Genomic DNA, 19,412 nt, shown 5'->3' with positions numbered 1-19,412 from the left:
GCTGAGGCGAAACAAGATGAAGATCCACAAGTACGACACCGTCATCGTCGGCGCAGGTGGCGCGGGCATGCGTGCCGCCATCGAGTCGACGAAGCGCAGCCGCACCGCCGTGCTGACGAAGCTCTACCCCACCCGCTCCCACACGGGCGCCGCGCAGGGCGGCATGGCCGCCGCGCTGGCGAACGTGGAGGAGGACAACTGGGAATGGCACACCTTCGACACGGTCAAGGGCGGTGACTACCTGGTCGACCAGGACGCCGCCGAGATCCTGGCGAAGGAGGCCATCGACGCCGTCCTCGACCTGGAGAAGATGGGCCTGCCGTTCAACCGCACGCCGGACGGCACCATCGACCAGCGCCGCTTCGGCGGCCACTCGCGCAACCACGGCGAGGCCCCGGTCCGCCGGTCCTGCTACGCCGCGGACCGCACCGGCCACATGATCCTCCAGACGCTGTACCAGAACTGCGTCAAGGAGGGCGTGGAGTTCTTCAACGAGTTCTACGTCCTGGACCAGCTCCTGGTCGAGGAGGACGGCGTCAAGAAGTCGGCCGGTGTGGTCGCGTACGAGCTCGCCACCGGCGAGATCCACGTGTTCCAGGCCAAGGCCGTCATCTACGCCTCCGGCGGCACCGGCAAGTTCTTCAAGGTGACCTCCAACGCGCACACCCTCACGGGTGACGGCCAGGCGGCCTGCTACCGCCGCGGCCTGCCGCTGGAGGACATGGAGTTCTTCCAGTTCCACCCGACGGGCATCTGGCGCATGGGCATCCTGCTGACGGAGGGCGCCCGCGGTGAGGGCGGCATCCTCCGCAACAAGGACGGCGAGCGCTTCATGGAGAAGTACGCGCCGGTCATGAAGGACCTCGCGTCCCGTGACGTCGTCTCGCGCTCCATCTACACCGAGATCCGCGAGGGCCGCGGCTGCGGTCCGGCCGGTGACCACGTGTACCTGGACCTGACGCACCTGCCGCCGGAGCAGCTCGACGCGAAGCTCCCGGACATCACCGAGTTCGCGCGCACGTACCTGGGCATCGAGCCGTACACGGACCCGATCCCGATCCAGCCCACCGCGCACTACGCCATGGGCGGCATCCCGACGAACGTCGAGGGTGAGGTCCTGGCGGACAACACCACCGTCGTCCCGGGCCTGTACGCGGCCGGCGAGGTCGCCTGCGTCTCCGTGCACGGCGCCAACCGCCTCGGCACCAACTCGCTGCTGGACATCAACGTGTTCGGCAAGCGTTCCGGCATCGCCGCGGCGAAGTACTCGCAGGAGAACGACTACGTCGAGCTCCCCGAGAACCCGGCGCAGCAGGTCGTCGACCTCGTCGAGCACCTGCGCAACTCCACGGGCAAGGAGCGGGTCGCCGACCTGCGCCTGGAGCTCCAGGAGACGATGGACGCCTGCGTGATGGTGTTCCGTACGGAGCAGACCATCAAGACCGCGGTCGAGAAGATCGCGGAGCTGCGCGCGCGCTACAAGAACGTGTCCGTCCAGGACAAGGGCAAGCGCTTCAACACGGACCTGCTGGAGGCCATCGAGCTGGGCAACCTGCTCGACCTGGCCGAGGTCATGGCCGTGTCCGCGCTCGCGCGCAAGGAGTCCCGCGGCGGTCACTACCGCGAGGACTACCCGAACCGCGACGACGTCAACTTCATGCGCCACACCATGGCGTACCGCGAGGTCGGAGCCGACGGCTCGGACTCGGTCCGGCTCGACTACAAGCCGGTCGTCACGACCCGCTACCAGCCGATGGAGCGTAAGTACTGATGGCTACCCCCACCCTGGAAAAGATGGAAGAGGCGGCCGCGGCCTCCCCGTACATCACGGTCACTTTCCGGATCCGCCGCTACAACCCCGAGATCTCGGACGAGGCTCAGTGGCAGGACTTCCAGATCGAGATCGACCCGAAGGAGCGCGTGCTCGACGGTCTCCACAAGATCAAGTGGGACCTCGACGGCACGCTGACCTTCCGCCGGTCGTGTGCGCACGGCATCTGCGGTTCCGACGCGATGCGGATCAACGGCAAGAACAGGCTCGCCTGCAAGACGCTGATCAAGGACATCAACCCGGAGAAGCCGATCACGGTCGAGGCCATCAAGGGCCTCACGGTGATGAAGGACCTTGTCGTCGACATGGAGCCCTTCTTCCAGGCGTACCGCGACGTCATGCCGTTCCTGGTCACCAACGGGAACGAGCCGACGCGTGAGCGCCTGCAGACGGCGGAGGACCGCGAGCGGTTCGACGACACCACGAAGTGCATCCTGTGCGCGGCGTGCACCTCGTCGTGCCCGGTGTTCTGGAACGACGGGCAGTACTTCGGCCCGGCGGCGATCGTCAACGCCCACCGCTTCATCTTCGACTCGCGTGACGAGGCCGGCGAGCAGCGGCTGGAGATCCTGAACGACAAGGACGGCGTGTGGCGCTGCCGCACGACCTTCAACTGCACCGACGCGTGCCCCCGCGGCATCGAGGTCACGAAGGCGATCCAGGAAGTCAAGCGCGCACTGATCACGCGCCGCTTCTGACCGCTTCGCGGTCGCCCGTACGAGGGCCCCGCCCCCGGTTTCACACCGGGGGCGGGGCCCTCGCCCGTTCGGGTGATCACGCGGCTTCCGGCCGCGGGGCCCTTCCCCGTCCTACGATGATGCTCTCGACAGCAGCCCACGGGAGGCACGTGATGTCCGCAGCACCCGCTGAGCAGCCCTACGGCGAACCGCAGGCCGAGCGCTCGCTCCTCGATGAAGCCAACGCGCTCATGGAGCGACTCCCCGGCTACCGAGTCGAGATCATCGGAGGACAGATCCTCGTGTCCCCACCAGCAGACGGCGGCCACGGGCGAGGACTGACCGACCTCATGTTGCCCTTCCTCACTGCGGGGCTGCACGGTGAAGAGTCGACGGTCGTCCAGGCAGTTGGCCTCTGGCTCCCCGACGGGCGCGAGGACTACGCCATCCCGGACCTCTCCGTGGTCGACGCCGATTTCGAGGACCACCTCGTCGAGAACAACTGCTACGACCCCGTCGCCTTCCGCCTGGTCCTGGAGGTCACCTCCAGCAACTACAAGACGGACCTGCGGACGAAGGTCAGCGCCTACGCCAACGCCAAGGTCCCCGTCTACGTGATCGTCGACCGTCGGCACAACCGCCTGCACGTCCTCACCGATCCGGCCCAGGACGAGTACGCCACCCACCGCGTCCACGCCCCCGGTGAGCTCGTCACCCTCCCCGAGTCGATCGGTGCCAAGGTGACCCTGGACGTCGAGGCCGTTCTCACGGCGGCGCGGCGCAAGCCCGAGAGCGAAGACAGCAACCTCTCCTGACCGGGGTACTCGGGCGGGGGCGGCTGTGGAAAGATCGAGCGCATGAGCGAGCAGCAGCCGAATCCGTACTCAGGTGACAACGGGGCCCCAGGGGGCCCGGGTTATGGATATCCGCAGGGATATCCGGCGACTCCGGGGACTCCCGGGTACGGGTACCCGGCCACCCCGCCCGCGCCCGGGTACCAGCCGACCGTCGGCGGCGCCGGCATTCCGGCCCCCGGGCAGCCCCCGATGATGCCGCCCGTGCAGCCCGCGGGCTACGGCGGCGGATCCGGGCTGGCGCTCGGCGACATCACCATCGCCGGGGACCAGATCATGACCCCCTCGGGCCCGATGCCGCTCAAGGGCGCGATGTGGAACGCCTCGGACCTCTCGCGCACCGAGACGAAGATCCCGGCGCACGCCATCGTGCTCGCGGTCATCTTCTTCCTGTTCTGCCTGCTCGGCCTGCTCTTCCTCCTCATGAAGGAGAAGACCACCACCGGCTACATCCAGGTCACCGTCACCAGCGGCGGCCGCCACCACTCCACGATGATCCCGGCGGTCGACGCGAGCACCTACCCGTGGGTGATGCAGCAGATCAACTACGCCCGTTCGCTCAGTATCTGACGGGTGATCGTGGGGTCGGTGATGCCGGTGTCGTCCGCCAGCATCATCGCCTTGCTGAGGATCAGCGCGAGCGTCCGGTCTCCCTCGAAGGGCAGGTACCCGGTCTCCGTCCCGGAGGCCGTGCGCCCCGCCGGGACGATGCACAGGTACTGATCGCCCGGGTCCATGAGGATGTTCCCCGACCCGAGGTGGATCCGGTACGCACGCAGCTCGCCCCGTACGTGCAGGAACCGTCCCTCGATCCGGCACCGGTCGGCGATGGCGAGCCTCGGGACCAGCCGCTCCAGCAGGAGCCGGCGGGTCTCGGCGGTCTGGCTCAGCTCGCCGAAGCCGTACGCGTTCCAGTAGTCGTGGAAGCGGCCCCCGGGGCCGCCGTCCTGCCACGTCGGGTCGTTGCCGACGCTGGCCACGCCGACGAACAGGTCGACGTCGCGCAGGACTTCGCTGAGCACGAGCGCGGGGACCTCGGCCAGCGGCACCGGGTCGACCGGGGACTCGCCGCCGCGGAGCCACATCGTGTACTCGCCGCCGCAGGCGTGCGCCAGGTTCTCCGGGGCGCCGATCGGGTAGAAGCGCACCTGGTCGGTGCGCAGCCGCAGGAAGCTGCCCGAGTCGGTGATGCCGTTGTAGTCGTCACCGCCGTCGCCCTCGATCCAGTACTCGGCGCGCAGCCCCCACTGCGGCAGCTCGCGGACGGCGGGCGGCACGCTGTCGTCCACGGCGAGGCGCAGCTTGTTGCGCCAGCCCCGGACGGCGGCCAGCGAGTGGAACTGGTGCTGGCGCAGGTAGTGCGCGGCGAAGCGGTTCGAGTACGTGCCGGTGCGCAGCTCGGCGTCGGTCAGCGGGTACACCTCGCGGTGGGCCTGCTTGAACGGCTGGGTGATGCCGTGCCGTTCGAGCCAGTCCCGCCAGGCCGCTACCTCGGCCGGCTCGCGGTCGATGGGGTGCCAGAGGGTCACCTCGGAGCCCTCGGCGCCTTCGGTGAGCGGGGTGTCGGCGAGGGTGCGCAGCTCGCCGTCGGCGAAGCCGACCGGGGTGCCGTCCACCACCCACAGCAGGCGCCGGGCCAGGGTCCCGACCAGGGGGTGGTCGACGTACCGCTCGCGCCACTTGCCGTACGACCAGGTGCGCCGGGCGAGGAACTGCCGGTCCAGCCGCTCGGCCTGCGCCCCGAGCATCTTGTCGATGTCCTTGACGGCGGCCTTGAGCTCCTTGAGCTCCTCGGCGTGGTCGCGGCGCACGGCGGCCGGCACGCTCTTGACCGGCTTGCCTGCGGCGCTGCGCCAGGACAGCACCGCCCTGGCTCCGCGGACCTCCACGAGGGCGGTGCTCTCGCCCAGCCCGTACTCGGCGCGGCCGGTGCCGGTGAGTCCGTACGCCGGCACCGCGAGCTCCTCGATCTCCTCCCGGCTCAGCCCGAGGGCGACGGCCCGCGCCTCCAGGGCCGAGTCCAGCATCTTGAGGGTGCCCTTGAAGGTCACGCGGGTGGCCAGCCGGGCCAGCTCGGCCAGGGCGGCTTCGCTGTCGATGCGGGAGAGGGCGGTGACACCTGCGTTGGCCACCTTGGGGCCCCGCGGGCCGAGGCCCGCGACCTTGCGCAGCGAGGTCTCGACGAGCGCGCCGAGCGCCCGCGCGGTGTCCGGGTGCGGGGGCAGGAAGGACAGCAGCCAGGCCAGTCCGCGCAGGGCGTTGGCGTTGTACGGGTCGTACGTGTCGTTCGGGTTCGGCCCGTACTGGTGCTCGTCGAGGGCGAGGGTGCGGGGCGCGCCGACGAGTCGGAGCCAGCCGAGCAGCCGCTCGCGCACGGCGTCCTCCCCGGCCTCCTTGACCAGCGCGCGGCCGGTCTTCTCCCACTTGGCGGTCGGCTTGGCGGCCGTCGCCGTCACCGCGTGCGCGAGGAGGGCGTGCCAGCGCTCCCCGTCCGCCAGCGCCCGGTCCGCCCAGGCCTCGCCGACGTTGAGCACGGGCTCCGTCAGGCGTGGGGCGAGCTCGATGACCGGCTTGTAGCCGTAGGCGCCCAGGGCGCTGCGGCGCAGGGCGGCGACGACGGCCGGGGGGACCGTACGGCCCGCTTCGAGCTCGGCGCGGACCAGCTCCGGCACCCATCCGTGGTACTGGACCTCGCCCTTGCGGCCTACCTCGGCGAGTTTCCCGCGCCGCCCGGCGTCGAGCGGTTCGCCCCAGGTCAGGTCCCGCCCCACGGCGGCGGTGATGCCCAGCGCGTTCGCCAGGGCCGGGGAGTCGTCCGAGAGCGGGGAGACGGTCTCGGCGAGTGCGTCCACGAGCCGCTGCCGGAACCCTGCGGGCCGGGCGTTCACGGCGGCGAGGAGTTCCGCCGCGTCCCTGTTGGTCTGCCAGTGGCCGCTGTAGTGGACGGCCGCCTTCAGCAGCGCGGTGGCGAGCTCCGAGGCGTTCTCGTCCGCCAGGGCGCGGTACGCGGCGTCGGCATAGGTCCGGTTGGCCATGTCAGCCACCCACCAGGGCGACGAGCTTCAGGAAGGTGACCTCGGTACCGAGCGGCAGGTCGACGACCTCGTCGAGATCCGTGACCTGGCGGTCCCCGACGAGCACGAGGAACCCGTTGCGCCCGAAGGCGGTGAGCGCGATCTCGGCCTGCCGCTCGGCATCAGGCTGCTCGGGCAGTTTCACCAGACCGGCTGCGCGCCGCTCGGCCACTTCCTGGAAGACCCTGCGCCGGATCAGCTCGCGCAGCGCGAGCCGCTCCTCGGCCACCTCGAACTCCCAGCCGTCGGCGCGACCGCCGGAGGTCGTCTCGTCGACGAACGTCACCATTCCCATGCCCGAAAGCCTAGGACCCCCCTCTGACAACGCCCCCGATAACCAGAGGCGGTTGCCGCGCACGTCGTACAGGCTCTCCCCATGAACTCCATGACCACCATGAACCCCGTGAACCCCCTCCTCGCCCACGACGTGGCCGGTCCGGCGGACGGCCCGGCCCTGGTCCTGCTCCACTCCTCGGTCTGCGACCGCCGCATGTGGGAGCCGCAGTGGCGGCCGCTGGCCGAGGCCGGATTCCGCGTCGTCCGGGCCGACTTCCGTACCTGCGGGGATTCGCCGGCGGCGATCGCGCCCTACCGCGACGGGGACGACGTACTGGACCTGCTGGACTCCCTGGGCATCGAACGGGCCGCCTTCGCCGGGTCCTCGTACGGCGGCCGCGTCGCGCTGGGGATCGCGTCCCGGCATCCGGAGCGGGTGGCCGCACTGGCCCTGCTCTGCCCGGCCGTCCCGGCCCAGCAGCGCGGCCCGGCCCTGCAGAAGGTCTCCGACGCGGAGGACGCGCTGCTCGAAGCGGGGGACCTCGCGGGGGCCGTGGAGCTGATGGTGGACACCTGGCTCGGCCCCTCGGCGACCGAGGAGGCCCGCGCGCTGGTCCGCACCATGCAGCGCCACATCTTCGAGGTGGCGCAGGCCGTGGAATCCCACCACGAACTCCCGGAGCACGAGGCCGACCTCGGAGCCATCACGGCCCCGACCCTCGTGATGGGCGGAGCCCACGACGTGGAGGACTTCCGCACCATCGCCGCCACCCTCCCCCACCACATCCCGGGCGCCCGCCACATCGAACTCCCCTGGGCCGGCCACCTCCCCTCCCTGGAACGCCCCGAGGAGACCTTGGCCCTCCTCCTGGACTTCCTGCGGTGAGGACGACCCCGATCCGGTGAACCGTCCGGATACCGCACGAGGCGGGTGCGTCGTCCTACGATGATGCTCTCGACCCAGCCCACGGGAGGCCCGAGATGTCCGCAGCACCCGTCGAGTACGCAGACGAGGACCGGCCGCTGACCTTGCTCGAAGAGGCCAACAGGCTCATGGAGCAGAACCCTGGCTACCGCGTCGAGATCATCGGAGGCCAGCTCACTGTGACGCCGCCTGCGGACATCCCGCACTCCAGGGTGCTGAACAAGATCACCCGACCATTCGTCGCGGCGGGCCTGGACGACGGAGAGACAGAGGTGCATCAGGGGATCGGGCTGTGGCTGCCGGAGGGACCGGAGGACTACGCCATCCCCGACCTCGTCGTCGTCGATGCCGACAGCGATGAGCACCTCGTCAAGAACAACTGCTACGACCCGGTCGTGTTCCGCCTCGTCCTCGAAGTGACGTCCAGCAACTTCAGCACCGACCTCCGCCACAAGGTCGGCGCGTACGCGCAGGCCATGATCCCGATCTACGTGATCGTCAACCGGAAGCACCAGCGGGTGCACGTACTCACCGAGCCCGGTGGGGCCGAGTACGGGAGCCACCGCGTGTACGCGGCCGGCGAGCTGGCCACCCTGCCCGACAGTCTCGGCGCCAAGGTCACGCTCGATGTCGAGGAACTGCTGGCCGCCGGCCGGCCGCAGCCGAGGAAGCCCGCTCCGCCGCAAGGGAGCGGGCGCGGGTAAGGAGCGGCGGGGTGTGTCGACAGAGGGGTCGGGGCGCGGGAACATGCCCCCGTGACGAGGTACTCGTACTCCACGACCACCTGTCCTGACCGGAGTTCACACCACCTCGGGCGGCGGGGTTTCCTCACCGCCCTGGGGACCGCCGCAGCCACCTTCGCCACCGGGGTCCCCGCCCACGCCACCGAGCACGCGCGCGACGCCGCCTCCGCCGTCGAGTACGTCGACGTCCAGCTCCTCAACATCACCGACCTGCACGGATACCTCCAGGCCGCCCCCGGCACCAACGCCACCATCACCGGGAACGGGGGAGGCACCTACACCGTCGGCGGCGTCGCCTACATGGGCGCCCACCTCGCCCGGCTGCGCGCCGGCCGCGCCAACTCGTTCTTCTTCACCCCCGGAGACGCCTTCTCCGGCTGGGAGTTCGACGCCGCCGCCTTCGCCGACGAACCCACCATCGAGGCCCTGAACCGCATGGGCCTCGACTTCGCGACCGCCGGGAACCACGAGTTCGACAAGTCCCCGGCCTTCCTCCAACGGCACATGGAGCAGGGCGTCCCCTTCCCCGTCGAGGGCCGCGACGCCACCTTCACCGACTCCTCCGGCGCCCGATTCCACGGCGCCGACTTCCGTTTCTTCAGCGCCAACGTCGTCCGGACCGCCGACCGGAGCAGCCCCGTCCTGCCCGCCTACAACATCGAGACGGTACGGACGGCGGCGGGGCAGGAGCTGCGGATCGGGTTCATCCACCTCACCGCCCTCGGCGCCGAGCTCTTCCCCGGCTCCTACCAGCCCGGCCTGGCCACCCTCGACGAGGTCGCCACCGCCGACCGGTGCGCGGCCCAGCTCAAGGCCCAGGGGGTCAACGCGATCGTCCTGAGCATGCACGACGGAGCCGTCGCCGGAGCCGACTTCAACAGCGGCACCGACCCCTCCGGACCCGCCCTCGACCTGGCCCTGCGCGTCTCCCCCGACATCGACGCCATCGTCACCGGCCACTGGCACACCCGCTTCAACATGATGCTCCCGGACCCGAACGGCGTCCCCCGCCCCTTCGTCGAAGCCGGCTGCTACGGCCAGCTCATCAACGAGATCAACCTCCGCCTCGACCCCGCCACCGGCAAGGTCGTCCGCGAGCTGACGGTGTCGACGAACCACCCCAATACGAGGGACGTCACCCCCGACCCCGCCCTCAAGAAGGTCGTCGACTACTGGGCCGGCCAGGCCACCGCCCGCGACGGCTCCAAGATCGGCACGCAGAGCGGATCATTCGTCCGTACGCGCAACACCGCCGGCGAGAGCACGATGGGCGACCTCGTCGCCGACTGGGCCCTGTGGGCGGGCCGCCGCCCGACCGACCCCGAGAACGACGCCAACGTCCACCCCAACGTCCCGGCCCAGCTGGCACTGGTGGCCGCCGCCCCGCGGGTCGGCCAGGCCGTGATCGCGGGCGATCTCGTACGGGACGCCGTCTCGGGCGGCGCCGTGACCTTCGGCCGCGCCTGGAGGGCGGTCGGCTTCGGCGACCCGATCGTCAGCGCGACGGTGACCGGGCAGCAGATCCACGACGCGCTGGAGCAGCAGTGGGTGACGGCGGCCAGCGGGGAGCTGCTCTTCGCGCCGCTCGCCGTCTCCAAGAACGTCCGCTACACCTTCAACACCCTGGGGAGGGTCGGGGACCGCGTGAACCCGGCCGACGTGTTCATCGACGGCGTCGCGCTCAACCTCACCGGCACCTACCGCCTCGCGGCCCCCTCGTACACCTTCCTGGCGAACGACGGCTACGGCGCGCTGACCGGCTTCGAGGCCCCGTACCGCCACCAGCGCGACTTCGAGAGCTTCGTCGCGTACATCCGCGAGACCCAGACCCTCACCCCGGCTCCGCTGAACCGCGTCACCGCCGCCAACACCACCCGCCGCGGGGCCGACACGGGCCTCGTCCTGGACCGAGGCCCCCTCCTGTACCCCGACGGCACGCCGCTGCCCCGCCCCGAATCCGCGATCCTCTCGGCCGACCGCCCCCACACGAGGAAGGAGGAGCCGGTCCCGCCCTGCTGAACGGCTACAGAGAGGACGTGAAGGCGGCCCAGGCGGCTGTGGCGACGGTGAAGGCGGGGCGGGTGACGTCCTTGGAGTCCCGAACGTGGACGGCGGAGGCGCAGCCCGCCACTTCGACGCACTGGCCGCCGTCCCCGCCGCTGTAGCTGCTCTTGCCCCAGGGCAGCGCCACCTCGACGCATTCGCCGCCGTCCCCGCCGCTGTAGCTGCTCTTGCTCCAGTCGAGGGCTATCTCGACGCACTCGTCGCCGGCGCCCGCGCTGTAGCTGCTTTTGAACCACGCCAGTTCGGTGTTCACTCTGGGTCTCCTAGCAGCCGTTTGATCCACCGCGCCGAATCCGCGGGGCTCAGCGCAACTCCTCGAATATTCGCATGCCGTTGGACCATCTCACTGACCGCCAGCTTGTCGGAGATCACCGAGCTGCACCCCTGGCTCTCGATGTAGCCGAATGTCCGGCGATCCGGGGTCTCCGCGACGGTCATGGCCCCCTTACCGCCCACGAGCTCCTCGCATTCCATTGGTACGACCTGGACGCGCACGTTGGGCAGCTTGGCCAGCACCAGCAGGTGCCTGAGCTGCTCGCGCCAGAGCTTCTCCCCGCCGTAGCGTCGAAGGAGAAGGGGCGCATCCACCACGAAGCACAGGGTCGGAAGCGGGTCCCTGCGCAAGAGCACCTGACGGGCCATGCGCCCGGCGAGAAGGTGTTCGATCTCCGCTTCGCCGATCGCGGGCAGGTGGCTCTCCAGGCTCATTCGGGCGTACGCCTCGGTCTGGAGCAGCCCGTGCAGCACGGATGCGGAGTACGCCCACAGGCTCACCGCCTTGGCTTCGATGCGGGCGAAGTCACGGAACTGCGGAGCGAACCCTTCCTCTTCCTCCAGGTACGGAACGACCGCCTTCAGCAGCCCGTCGGCGGAGAGGAGTTCGTCGAGCCGTACCACCATCCCCGGGTCGATCGTCCGGTCGCCCCGTTCGAACGCCCCGATCGCCGAACCCGAGAAGTTGGTCTGGCCGCCCAGTTCGTTGCGTGACACCCCGTGTTTCTCGCGCAGGGTACGGATCTGCGCGCCCAGTCCCCGCCGCAACGCGGATGACATCGGTTCACTCGGGTTCACAGGGTCGGTCATCGGCTCTCACAGCCTCTCTCACCTCGCCGTCCGTAACGGCGCGACTACTGTTCAGCGTAGGCCCGGGCCCACAACGCTTGCCGTATGAACGAGGAAATCCCGCCACCCCCCTGGGCCCCCGACTGGGTGCCCGATTCCGGATTCCAGTTGCGGCTCGCCGGCGTGCACTTCGATGCCGTCCGGATCCAGGGGCAGCTCGGTGAGGACGTGGCCAAGAGCCTCTGCCGGCTCACCGACCACGAACCCGGGCCCATCGTGTACGAGCTCACCGGGTACCGGTGGATGTACTTCCTGCTCCCGCCGCACACCGCCCGCGTCCGGACTTGGCCGACGTACACGCAGCGGTACACCTCCCGCACCCGGAACGCCTCCGCGTACGTCGGCGTGCCCGCCCTCTCCGGGACGACCTGGCCCCTCGCCTGGCGGTCGGTGCCGACGCGTGGGGCGCCGTACGTGGACCCGGACCTGCTGGAGAAAGTCACCGGCACCGAGAACGCTTGAACCTGTTCAAAAAGAGGTCTACAGTCAGTCCTGCCAACGAGTTGAACACGTTCAAGGGGGGCTGAGGCATGGACCTCACCGTCGTCGCATACGTCATCTACCTGCTCATCAGCATCGGGCTGACCGTCTGGGTCGCCCGTACGCTCAGCCGCAACGGCCGCATCTTCATCGCCGACGTCCTGCACGGGAACGAGAAGCTCGCGGACGCCGTGAACCACCTCCTGGTGGTGGGGTTCTACCTCGTCAACATCGGCTTCGTGACGCTCTACCTGCGCTCGGACGTCGGCATCGAAACGGCCCGCGAGCTCTTCGAGGCCCTGTCGGTCAAGATCGGTGTCGTCCTGCTGGTCCTCGGCGTCATGCACCTCGGCAACGTGTGGGTGCTGAACAAGATGCGCCGCCGCGGGATCATGGAGCGCCAGCAGACCCCGCCGGTCGCCCCGCAGGGGTGGACCGCTCCGGCCGGGGCCTGAGCGATGACCACGGCAACGGCAACGACAGCGCACGCGACCCGGCACCTGACCGTGCTGTACGACGCCGACTGTCCGCTCTGCGTGCACATCCGGCACTGGCTGCTCGGGCAGCGCTGGCTGGTGCCGCTCCGGCTGATCCCGGCCGCGTCCTTCGCGGCGCAGGAGAAGTTCCCGCGGCTCGACCACGCGTCGACGCTCCGCGAGATCACCGTCATCGGGGACGGGGGGCAGGTGTGGACCGGGACCGATGCCTTCATCGTGTGTCTGTGGGCGCTGGCGGAGCACCGGCCGAAGGCGAACTGGCTCGCCACCCCGGCGGGCCGGCCCTTCGCCCGGGCCGCCATGTACACGGCCTCCGCATGGCGCCAGGCCGTACGGACCGAGCCCGGGGCAGAGGGCGAAGCGGAGCCGGAGGACCCGGCCTGTGGCGACCACTGCTCCGTACCCGGCTAGGCTCGTACACCGTGACTGATCAGAAGGCTCCCAAGAGCGAGCAGACCCGCACGCTCATCCTCGAAACCGCGCTCCGTCTCTTCCAGGAGCGCGGCTTCGACAAGACGACCATGCGGGCCATCGCCAAGGAGGCAGGGGTCTCGGTCGGCAACGCCTACTACTACTTCGAGTCGAAGGAACACCTGGTCCAGGGGTTCTACGACCGGATCGGCGCCGCGCACCTGGCTGCGGTCCGGCCCATCCTGGACAGCGAGACCGATCTGCAGAAGCGGCTCGCGGGCGTGCTGACGAGCTGGCTGGACATCGCGGCTCCGTACCACGAGTTCGCCTCGCAGTTCTTCAAGAACGCCGCGGACCCGGAGAGTCCGCTCAGCCCCTTCTCCCCCGAATCGGAACCCGCGCGCAAGACGGCGATCGACATGCACCGCGAGGTGCTGGCCGGCGCGAAGACGAAGGTCCCGGCCGAACTGGCCGACGTGCTGCCGGAGCTGATGTGGCTCTCGCAGATGGGGCTCGTCCTGTACTGGGTCTTCGACCGGTCCCCGAACAGCGAGAAGACGCGGCGGCTCGCGGAGCGCGGCGCGCAGCTGACGACGCGGGGCATCGTCCTGGCCCGGTTCCGGGTGCTGCGGCCGCTGGTGCGCGAGGTCCACGAGCTGTTCGCGGACTTCCTGCCGGGGATGGCGCAGACGGTGGTGTCGAAGAAGAAGCGGGCCTCCGACCCGGATGCCGACTTCGATCCCACGGCCGGCGCCGACGGAGCGGCTACAGCCAGTTGAGCTCCCACAGGCGCCAGACCCCGGTGCCGTCGGAGAGGTACTGGGCGCCGGAGACGGACTCGCGGGACATCACGTAGTCCTTCTTCTGCCAGATGGGCAGGATCGGGACGTGCTGGGAGACCAGCTTCTGGAGCTCGCGGAATTCGGCGGCGGCCTGGCCGCGGTCCGAGAAGGACTGGGTCCGGGCGATGAGCTCGTCGACGGCCTTGTCGGAGAAGCCGTTGTTCATGCTGGAGTCGGCGCCGACGAGCGGGGCGAGGAAGTTGTCCGCGTCCGGGAAGTCGGCGATCCAGCCGATGGTGTAGGCGTCGAACTCCCCGGCCGCGTAGGCCTTCTGGAAGTCGGCCCACTGGTCGACGGCCTTGATCTTGATCTGGAAGAGCCCGGTGGCCGTGAGCTGCTTCGCGATCTCGTCGGCCTCCGCGACGTTCGGGCCGCGCGTGTTGACACCGAGGGTGAGGGAGACCGGGGCGGTGATCCCGGCGTCCTTGAGCAGCTTCTTCGCGGTGGCGCCGTTGGGCGCCGGGTACGTGTCGAAGAACGGGGTGCTGTGCGAGGAGATGCCGGCCGGGACGAGGGAGTAGAGCGGGGTCACCGTGCCGTGGTGGATCTCGGCGGCCACCTTGGAGCGGTCGATGACGGCGGCGATCGCCTGGCGCACGGCGAGCGGGGCGGTCGTCGAGCCGGGGCGGACGTTGAAGACCATGCTGCGGGTCTCGGAGCCGCCGGAGGCCTGGTACTTGGTGTCCTTCAGGCCCGGGTTGAGCCCGGCGAGCACCTCGGGCGGCATGTCGCGGTGGGCGACCTCGATCTGGTGGTCGCTCCAGGCCTGGTTGAGCTGGGCGGAGTCCTTGTAGTACCGGACGGTGACGGCCGTCTTGGCGGGCTGCTTGGACTGGCCGCGGTAGGCCGGGTTCGGCTTGAGCTCGGCGCTGGTGCCGGCCCGGTACGCGCCGAGGGTGAAGGGGCCGGAGCCGTCGACCTTGCCGTCCTCGCGGAGGGTCTTCGCCGGGTACTTCTCCTTGTCGACGATCGAGGCGGCACCCGTCGCGATCTTGAAGGGGAAGGTGGCGTCGGGCGCGGAGAGCGTGAAGGTGACGGTGCGGCCCTCCGCCTTGACCGACTGCAGGGTGTTGAAGAGGGGCGCCGGACCCTGGTCGGAGTTGATCGCCTTGATCCGGTCGAAGGAGTGCTTGACGTCTTCGGCGGTGACGGCGCGCCCGTTCGAGAACTTCAGGTCGGGGCGGAGCTCGCACTGGTAGGTGGTGAGCTGCGCGCCCGTGAACTTGCAGGCGGAGGCCGCGTCCGGCACCGGGGTGTCGGAGCCGGTCTTGATGGACAGCAGCGACTGGTAGACGTTGCTGAACAGGGCCCAGGAGCCGGCGTCGTACGCCCCGGCGGGGTCGAGGGACGAGACCACGTCGCTCGTCCCGACCCGCAGGGCGGTCCCGCTGCCGCGGCCCTCCTCCGGGAGCAGCTGCCAGGCGCCGACACCGGCCACGCCGATCACCAGCCCGGCAGCGATGACCTTCGAGCGGACAGACTTCACCCTTGACCCCACCCCACCCATGGAAATGCCATGATTTGACTCGCCCACCGGATCCCCATGTCCGATTAACGGACATCCCATCATGGAAATTCGGCCTCGGGAAGGCCGATTCACGGCGGGTCGTTACCGGTTGCGCCCGGTCAGGCCTGGTATGAGGCGAGTTCTACGACCGTGATGTCGGACGGGGCCCCGACCCGGACCGGCGGCCCCCAGGCGCCGGCGCCGCGCGAGACGTAGAGCTGGGTGTCGCCGTAGCGCTCCAGCCCGGCGACGGTGGGGTTGGCGAGCTCGGCGAGGTAGGTGCCGGGCCAGAGCTGGCCGCCGTGGGTGTGGCCGGAGAGCTGGAGGTCGACGCCGTGGCGGACGGCGTCGTGGATGACGATCGGCTGGTGGGCCATGAGTACGGCGGTGCGGGCCGGGTCGCGGTCGCCGAGCGCGGCCGTGAAGTCCGGACCGTGGCCCTCCGTCTCACCCTGGACGTCGTTGACGCCGGCGAGGTCGAAGTACGGGAGGGGGCGGCGGGCGTTCTCCAGCGGGGTGAGGCCGAGCTCGCGGACGTGGTCGATCCACTGCTGGGCGCCGGAGAAGTACTCGTGGTTGCCGGTGACGAAGTACGAGCCGTGGCGGGCGGAGAGCCGGCGCAGGGGCTCGGCGGCGCTGCCGAGGTCGTGGACGCTGCCGTCCACGAGGTCGCCGACGACGGCGATGAGGTCGGGCTGGGTGCGGTTGATCGTCTCGACGATGCGGGTGGTGTGGGCGCGGCCGAGGATCGGGCCGAGGTGGATGTCGCTGACCACGGCGATGCGGAAGCCGTGCGCTGCGCGGGGCAGTTTGGCGAGGGGGACCTGGACGCGCTTGACGCGGGGGCCGCGGAGGACTCCGTAGGTGCCGGTGGCTACGGTTCCGGTCGCTGCGAGGGCGGCTGCGCCGCCGATCGCGCGTGCGACGAACTGGCGGCGGGTGGCTCCGCCGGGGGCTTCGGTCGGGGCTTCGGCCGGGTCTTCCGTCGGCTCGGCCGCTGCGGCGGGGGCGTGCGTCAGCGGGGCCGCTCCGGCGGGGGCCTGCGTCGGCGTGGCCGGGGTGGCCGGGCCGGTGGTGGGGGTGCCCTGCGGGGCCGGTCCCCTACCCGCCCTTCCACCGTTCCCCGGGCTCCGCCCGGACCCGGAAAGACCCGGGGGCTCCGCCCCCGGACCCTCCCCCTCGCTGCGCTGGGGGGACCCCCAGCGCCTCAAACGCCGGCGGGGCCGATGCTGCAGCAGCACCCGGACGGGCTCTGCCAGCAGCATCGCCAGGGTCAGGTACAGGAGGACCGCCAGCCACATGTAACCCGGCCAGGCCACGGACTGTTGGAGCCAGAAGGGGGCGCCTGCGCGGCCCGCGGTGAGGGCGGCCAGCGAGAGGAGCGGCAGCGTGAAGGCGAGGGTGGTGCCGATGCGGCGCGCCGTACCGCGCGGGCGCGTCGTATCGCGGACCAGCCGGACCCACAGCCAGCGGTGGACCAGCACCAGCAGGGCCAGGACCACCAGCGCGATCACCGCGAAGAGCAGGACCTTCACGCGTCCGGACCCCGGCGTGATTCACGCCGCAGCGCGAGGACTCCGCGCAACCCGATCACACCAACGGCCGTCCCCAGGAGAAAGGAGGCGATGGCCAGGAGAAGGTGTACCCAGAAGTAGGCCGTCGGCTCGCCCGCCGCGTCGAATGCCAGACCACTGGCGTCCTTCCACAGGTTCCGGACGAAAGTTGCCCAGATGAACCAGCTCCACACTCCGAAGGCGAGCAGGAACCAGGAGACGGCGCGGCTGAGTTTCATGCCCCCAGTATCGGTTTGGTCCCCAGGACGGACGCGTCGGGGTGGGCTGTACCGGCGGTGGTTCGGCCATGTTGGCCGGTCCCTGACGGCAGACAGCCGATCTGGATGTACTTTCACCTGCGTGTCTGCCAAGAAGACCGCGCTGACGGTCCTTTCCGCCGGGCTGCTGGTCCCCGCGATGCTCGTGGTGCCCGCGCACGCCGCGCCCACTCCGCCGTCGGACGGGAAGGCGCAGCCGCCCAAGGCCCCGGCCGCGGCCGCCCCGCCGGCGTCGATGTCCACCGTCGGCGGAGCGCTGCTCGGCAAGCCGGGGGTGCAGGTGAACCCCCTCGCCGGGGCGCCCGCGCTGCCGACGAGCCTGACGGGGCGTTCGTGGATCGTGGCCGACGCCGAGACCGGCGAGGTGCTGGCCGCCAACAACGCGCACTGGCGGCTGCCCCCGGCCTCCACCCTGAAGATGCTCTTCGCGGACACGGTGCTGCCGAGCCTCCCGAAGGACCAGGTCCACAAGGTCACCGAGCAGGAGATGGAGGGCATCGGCGCCGGCTCCAGCCTGGTCGGGGTCAAGGAGGACCACGAGTACTCGGTGCACGATCTGTGGCTCGGGGTGTTCCTGCGGTCCGGGAACGACGCGGTGCACGTACTGGCCGCCATGAACGGCGGCATCGACAAGACCGTCAAGGACATGCAGGCGCACGCCGAGGAGCTCCAGGCCCTCGACACGCACGTGGTCTCGCCGGACGGGTACGACGCCCCGGAGCAGGTGTCGAGCGCGTACGACCTCACCCTCATCGCCCGCTCCGGACTGCAGAAGCAGGACTTCCGGGAGTACTGCGGGACGGCGGAGGCGAAGTTCCCGGGGCACCAGGAGCCCGGGAAGCCGCGGGAGTACTTCGAGATCCAGAACACCAACCGGCTGATGACGGGCTCCGGCGGGCTCTCCCCCTACAAGGGCATCGCGGGGGTGAAGAACGGCAACACGACGATGGCCGGGTCGACCTTCACCGGCGCGGCACAGCAGGGCAACAAGAAGCTGCTGGTCACGGTGATGAACCCGGCCTCGGGCGGGCTGAACTCCGTCTACGAGGAGACCGCCGACCTCTTCGACTGGGGGTTCGCGGCGATCGGCAAGGTCAAGCCGGTGGGCGAGCTGGTCCCGCCGAAGAGCGCGGACACCTCCTCGCTCGGCTCCCCCGCCCAGTCGCACGAGAACAACGCGGCGGCCGGTGAGGGCGCGGGCGGCGGTGTCGGCACCGCGCTCGGGGTCGCGGGCGGGGCGCTGGCCGTGATCGCGGGCGGGGCGTACGCGGTCAACCGCCGCTGGCCGCGGGGGCCGCGCGGCCGCCGCACCGGCGGCGACCAGGCGTCCTAGGTGCCCTGGGTGCCCTGGGTGTTCTGGTCGCCCTGGGCGTCCGGCACCGCCCGCTCCTCCGGGTCCTCCGCGCCGTCTCCGTCCGCGTCGGCGCGGGTGGCCGTCCAGGCGGAGCAGAACAGCAGCAGCTTCGCCATGAGGTTGATCCAGATCAGCAGGGCGACGGGCACGCCGAAGGCCCCGTACATGCTCTTCGCGGCGACCCCGCGCATATAGCCGCTGAGCAGCAGTTTCAGCAGTTCGAAGCCGGCCGCGCCGAGGAGGGCGGCCTGGATCAGGCGGCGGCGCGGCGGTTCGACGCCGGGCAGCAAGGTCAGGACGTACAGCAGCATCAGGAAGGCGGCGAGGACGCCGACGAGGAAGGCGCCGGTGCGCAGGAGCGCGCCGCCCGCGCCGTGCTGCGGCACGCCCAGCCAGCCGCCGAACTTTCCGACCGCGCTGGAGCCGAGGATCGAGGCCGCCGCCGAGGCCAGGCCCACGCCGCCGAGGCCGACGAGTACGAGTGCGTCCTTGCCCTTGCGGACGATGGGGTTCCCCAGGTCCTCGTCGTCCTTCTCCCACACCGCGCGCAGGCAGTCCCGCATCGAGCCGACCCAACCGATGCCGGTGACGAGCAGCAGGGCGGCGGCGACGAGCCCGATCGTGCCCGCGTTGGCGACGAGGCCGTTGAGGTCGAGCTGGTCGGAGATGCCGGGGACCTGCTCCGCGAGGTTCTTCTGGAGCCGGTCCAGCTGCTCCTGGCTGAGCAGTGCGGCGCCGATGACGGCGGCCACGGTGATCAGCGGGAAGAGCGCGATGAAACTGATGAAGGTGATCGCCGAGGCGAGCCGGCTCCAGTGGACCCGGTCGAGGCGCTCGTAGGCACGCCAGGCGTGGGTCCGCATCAGCCGGACCGCGAGCGGGCCGATCACCGGGAGTTTCGTCAGCCAGTCCATGGGATCACGG

At 70.4% G+C, this 19,412-nt stretch carries 20 protein-coding genes; 12 read left to right on the top strand and 8 right to left on the bottom strand.

The genetic code is table 11. The features are described 5' to 3' along the window. The first annotated feature begins 16 nt into the window (after positions 1 to 16). From sdhA to IF02_RS0108400, 4 genes are all read left to right on the top strand, one after another. Entirely contained in the window at positions 17 to 1,771 is a 1,755-nt protein-coding gene (sdhA, locus tag IF02_RS0108415) for a succinate dehydrogenase flavoprotein subunit (RefSeq protein ID WP_030154903.1), read from the top strand. Continuing rightward, positions 1,771 to 2,529: a succinate dehydrogenase iron-sulfur subunit gene (locus IF02_RS0108410; protein ID WP_030154901.1), complete on the top strand. Its 759-nt coding sequence runs from the start codon at positions 1,771 to 1,773 to the stop codon at positions 2,527 to 2,529. The genes sdhA and IF02_RS0108410 overlap by 1 nt, the downstream gene beginning before the upstream one ends. 152 nt (positions 2,530 to 2,681) lie before the next feature. Beyond that, complete coding sequence (locus tag IF02_RS0108405; RefSeq protein WP_030154897.1) at positions 2,682 to 3,323, top strand: Uma2 family endonuclease; 642 nt, start codon at positions 2,682 to 2,684, stop codon at positions 3,321 to 3,323. 42 nt (positions 3,324 to 3,365) lie between these two features. Beyond that, positions 3,366 to 3,932 carry a hypothetical protein gene (locus IF02_RS0108400; RefSeq protein WP_030154896.1) on the top strand — a complete coding sequence of 189 codons (567 nt, stop codon included), beginning with the start codon at positions 3,366 to 3,368 and terminating at the stop codon, positions 3,930 to 3,932. Here IF02_RS0108400 and IF02_RS0108395 read toward each other — a convergent pair. Together IF02_RS0108395 and IF02_RS0108390 are read right to left on the bottom strand one after the other, a co-directional pair. Then, positions 3,908 to 6,397, bottom strand: coding sequence for a DUF4132 domain-containing protein (locus tag IF02_RS0108395; RefSeq protein WP_030154894.1), 2,490 nt, complete (start codon positions 6,395 to 6,397; stop codon positions 3,908 to 3,910). The genes IF02_RS0108400 and IF02_RS0108395 overlap by 25 nt on opposite strands. Position 6,398: 1 nt before the next feature. Then, positions 6,399 to 6,731 carry a hypothetical protein gene (locus IF02_RS0108390; RefSeq protein WP_030154893.1) on the bottom strand — a complete coding sequence of 111 codons (333 nt, stop codon included), beginning with the start codon at positions 6,729 to 6,731 and terminating at the stop codon, positions 6,399 to 6,401. A gap of 81 nt (positions 6,732 to 6,812) precedes the next feature. On the opposite strand from IF02_RS0108390, the gene IF02_RS0108385 reads away from it, so the two are divergent. From IF02_RS0108385 to IF02_RS0108375, 3 genes are all read left to right on the top strand, one after another. Next, a complete protein-coding gene (locus tag IF02_RS0108385) occupies positions 6,813 to 7,598 on the top strand; it encodes an alpha/beta fold hydrolase (protein WP_324603760.1) in 786 nt (261 codons plus the stop codon). Between the two features lie 95 nt (positions 7,599 to 7,693). Then, entirely contained in the window at positions 7,694 to 8,341 is a 648-nt protein-coding gene (locus tag IF02_RS0108380) for a Uma2 family endonuclease (protein ID WP_030154890.1), read from the top strand. Positions 8,342 to 8,392: 51 nt separating this feature from the next. After that, positions 8,393 to 10,399, top strand: coding sequence for a bifunctional metallophosphatase/5'-nucleotidase (locus IF02_RS0108375; protein WP_051695988.1), 2,007 nt, complete (start codon positions 8,393 to 8,395; stop codon positions 10,397 to 10,399). A gap of 4 nt (positions 10,400 to 10,403) precedes the next feature. On the opposite strand, the gene IF02_RS0108370 is transcribed toward IF02_RS0108375, so the two are convergent. Then, on the bottom strand, positions 10,404 to 10,697 hold the full coding sequence (locus IF02_RS0108370) for a DUF397 domain-containing protein (protein ID WP_030154887.1): 294 nt from the start codon (positions 10,695 to 10,697) through the stop codon (positions 10,404 to 10,406). Further along, a complete protein-coding gene (locus IF02_RS0108365; protein WP_078621958.1) occupies positions 10,694 to 11,527 on the bottom strand; it encodes a helix-turn-helix domain-containing protein in 834 nt (277 codons plus the stop codon). Before IF02_RS0108365 ends, IF02_RS0108370 begins: the two co-directional genes overlap by 4 nt. Before the next feature lie 84 nt (positions 11,528 to 11,611). On the opposite strand from IF02_RS0108365, the gene IF02_RS0108360 reads away from it, so the two are divergent. The 4 genes from IF02_RS0108360 (at position 11,612) to IF02_RS0108345 (ending at position 13,733) form a co-directional block, all read left to right on the top strand. Then, the gene (locus tag IF02_RS0108360; protein WP_030154884.1) at positions 11,612 to 12,028 is read left to right on the top strand and encodes a hypothetical protein; all 417 of its coding nucleotides are present in this window, start codon (positions 11,612 to 11,614) and stop codon (positions 12,026 to 12,028) included. Between the two features lie 68 nt (positions 12,029 to 12,096). Next, complete coding sequence (locus tag IF02_RS0108355; RefSeq protein WP_030154882.1) at positions 12,097 to 12,501, top strand: hypothetical protein; 405 nt, start codon at positions 12,097 to 12,099, stop codon at positions 12,499 to 12,501. Between the two features lie 3 nt (positions 12,502 to 12,504). Further along, positions 12,505 to 12,954 (top strand): thiol-disulfide oxidoreductase DCC family protein, encoded by a 450-nt coding sequence (locus tag IF02_RS0108350; protein WP_051695984.1) that lies wholly within the window; start codon positions 12,505 to 12,507, stop codon positions 12,952 to 12,954. Positions 12,955 to 12,965: 11 nt separating this feature from the next. After that, positions 12,966 to 13,733 (top strand): TetR/AcrR family transcriptional regulator, encoded by a 768-nt coding sequence (locus IF02_RS0108345; RefSeq protein ID WP_051695983.1) that lies wholly within the window; start codon positions 12,966 to 12,968, stop codon positions 13,731 to 13,733. Here the strand turns inward: IF02_RS0108345 and IF02_RS0108340 are convergent. The 3 genes from IF02_RS0108340 to IF02_RS0108330 form a co-directional block, all read right to left on the bottom strand. Further along, a complete protein-coding gene (locus IF02_RS0108340; protein ID WP_030154877.1) occupies positions 13,720 to 15,282 on the bottom strand; it encodes an ABC transporter substrate-binding protein in 1,563 nt (520 codons plus the stop codon). The genes IF02_RS0108345 and IF02_RS0108340 overlap by 14 nt on opposite strands. A 140-nt stretch (positions 15,283 to 15,422) precedes the next feature. Then, positions 15,423 to 16,829, bottom strand: a complete 1,407-nt coding sequence (locus IF02_RS0108335) for a metallophosphoesterase (protein ID WP_030154875.1) — start codon at positions 16,827 to 16,829, stop codon at positions 15,423 to 15,425. Positions 16,830 to 16,834: 5 nt separating this feature from the next. After that, positions 16,835 to 17,095: an SCO4848 family membrane protein gene (locus IF02_RS0108330; RefSeq protein ID WP_030154873.1), complete on the bottom strand. Its 261-nt coding sequence runs from the start codon at positions 17,093 to 17,095 to the stop codon at positions 16,835 to 16,837. 121 nt (positions 17,096 to 17,216) lie between these two features. On the opposite strand from IF02_RS0108330, the gene IF02_RS0108325 reads away from it, so the two are divergent. Continuing rightward, positions 17,217 to 18,467, top strand: coding sequence for a D-alanyl-D-alanine carboxypeptidase family protein (locus IF02_RS0108325; protein WP_234318129.1), 1,251 nt, complete (start codon positions 17,217 to 17,219; stop codon positions 18,465 to 18,467). Here the strand turns inward: IF02_RS0108325 and IF02_RS0108320 are convergent. Next, positions 18,464 to 19,402, bottom strand: a complete 939-nt coding sequence (locus tag IF02_RS0108320; protein WP_030154869.1) for a YihY/virulence factor BrkB family protein — start codon at positions 19,400 to 19,402, stop codon at positions 18,464 to 18,466. The genes IF02_RS0108325 and IF02_RS0108320 overlap by 4 nt on opposite strands. Positions 19,403 to 19,412: the final 10 nt, after the last annotated feature.

Origin of the sequence: Streptomyces sp. NRRL S-244 (assembly GCF_000717915.1) — a bacterium.
Taxonomy (GTDB): domain Bacteria; phylum Actinomycetota; class Actinomycetes; order Streptomycetales; family Streptomycetaceae; genus Streptomyces.
Note: the sequence above shows the minus strand (reverse complement) of the source record. Positions and strands in the feature narration are given on the sequence as shown.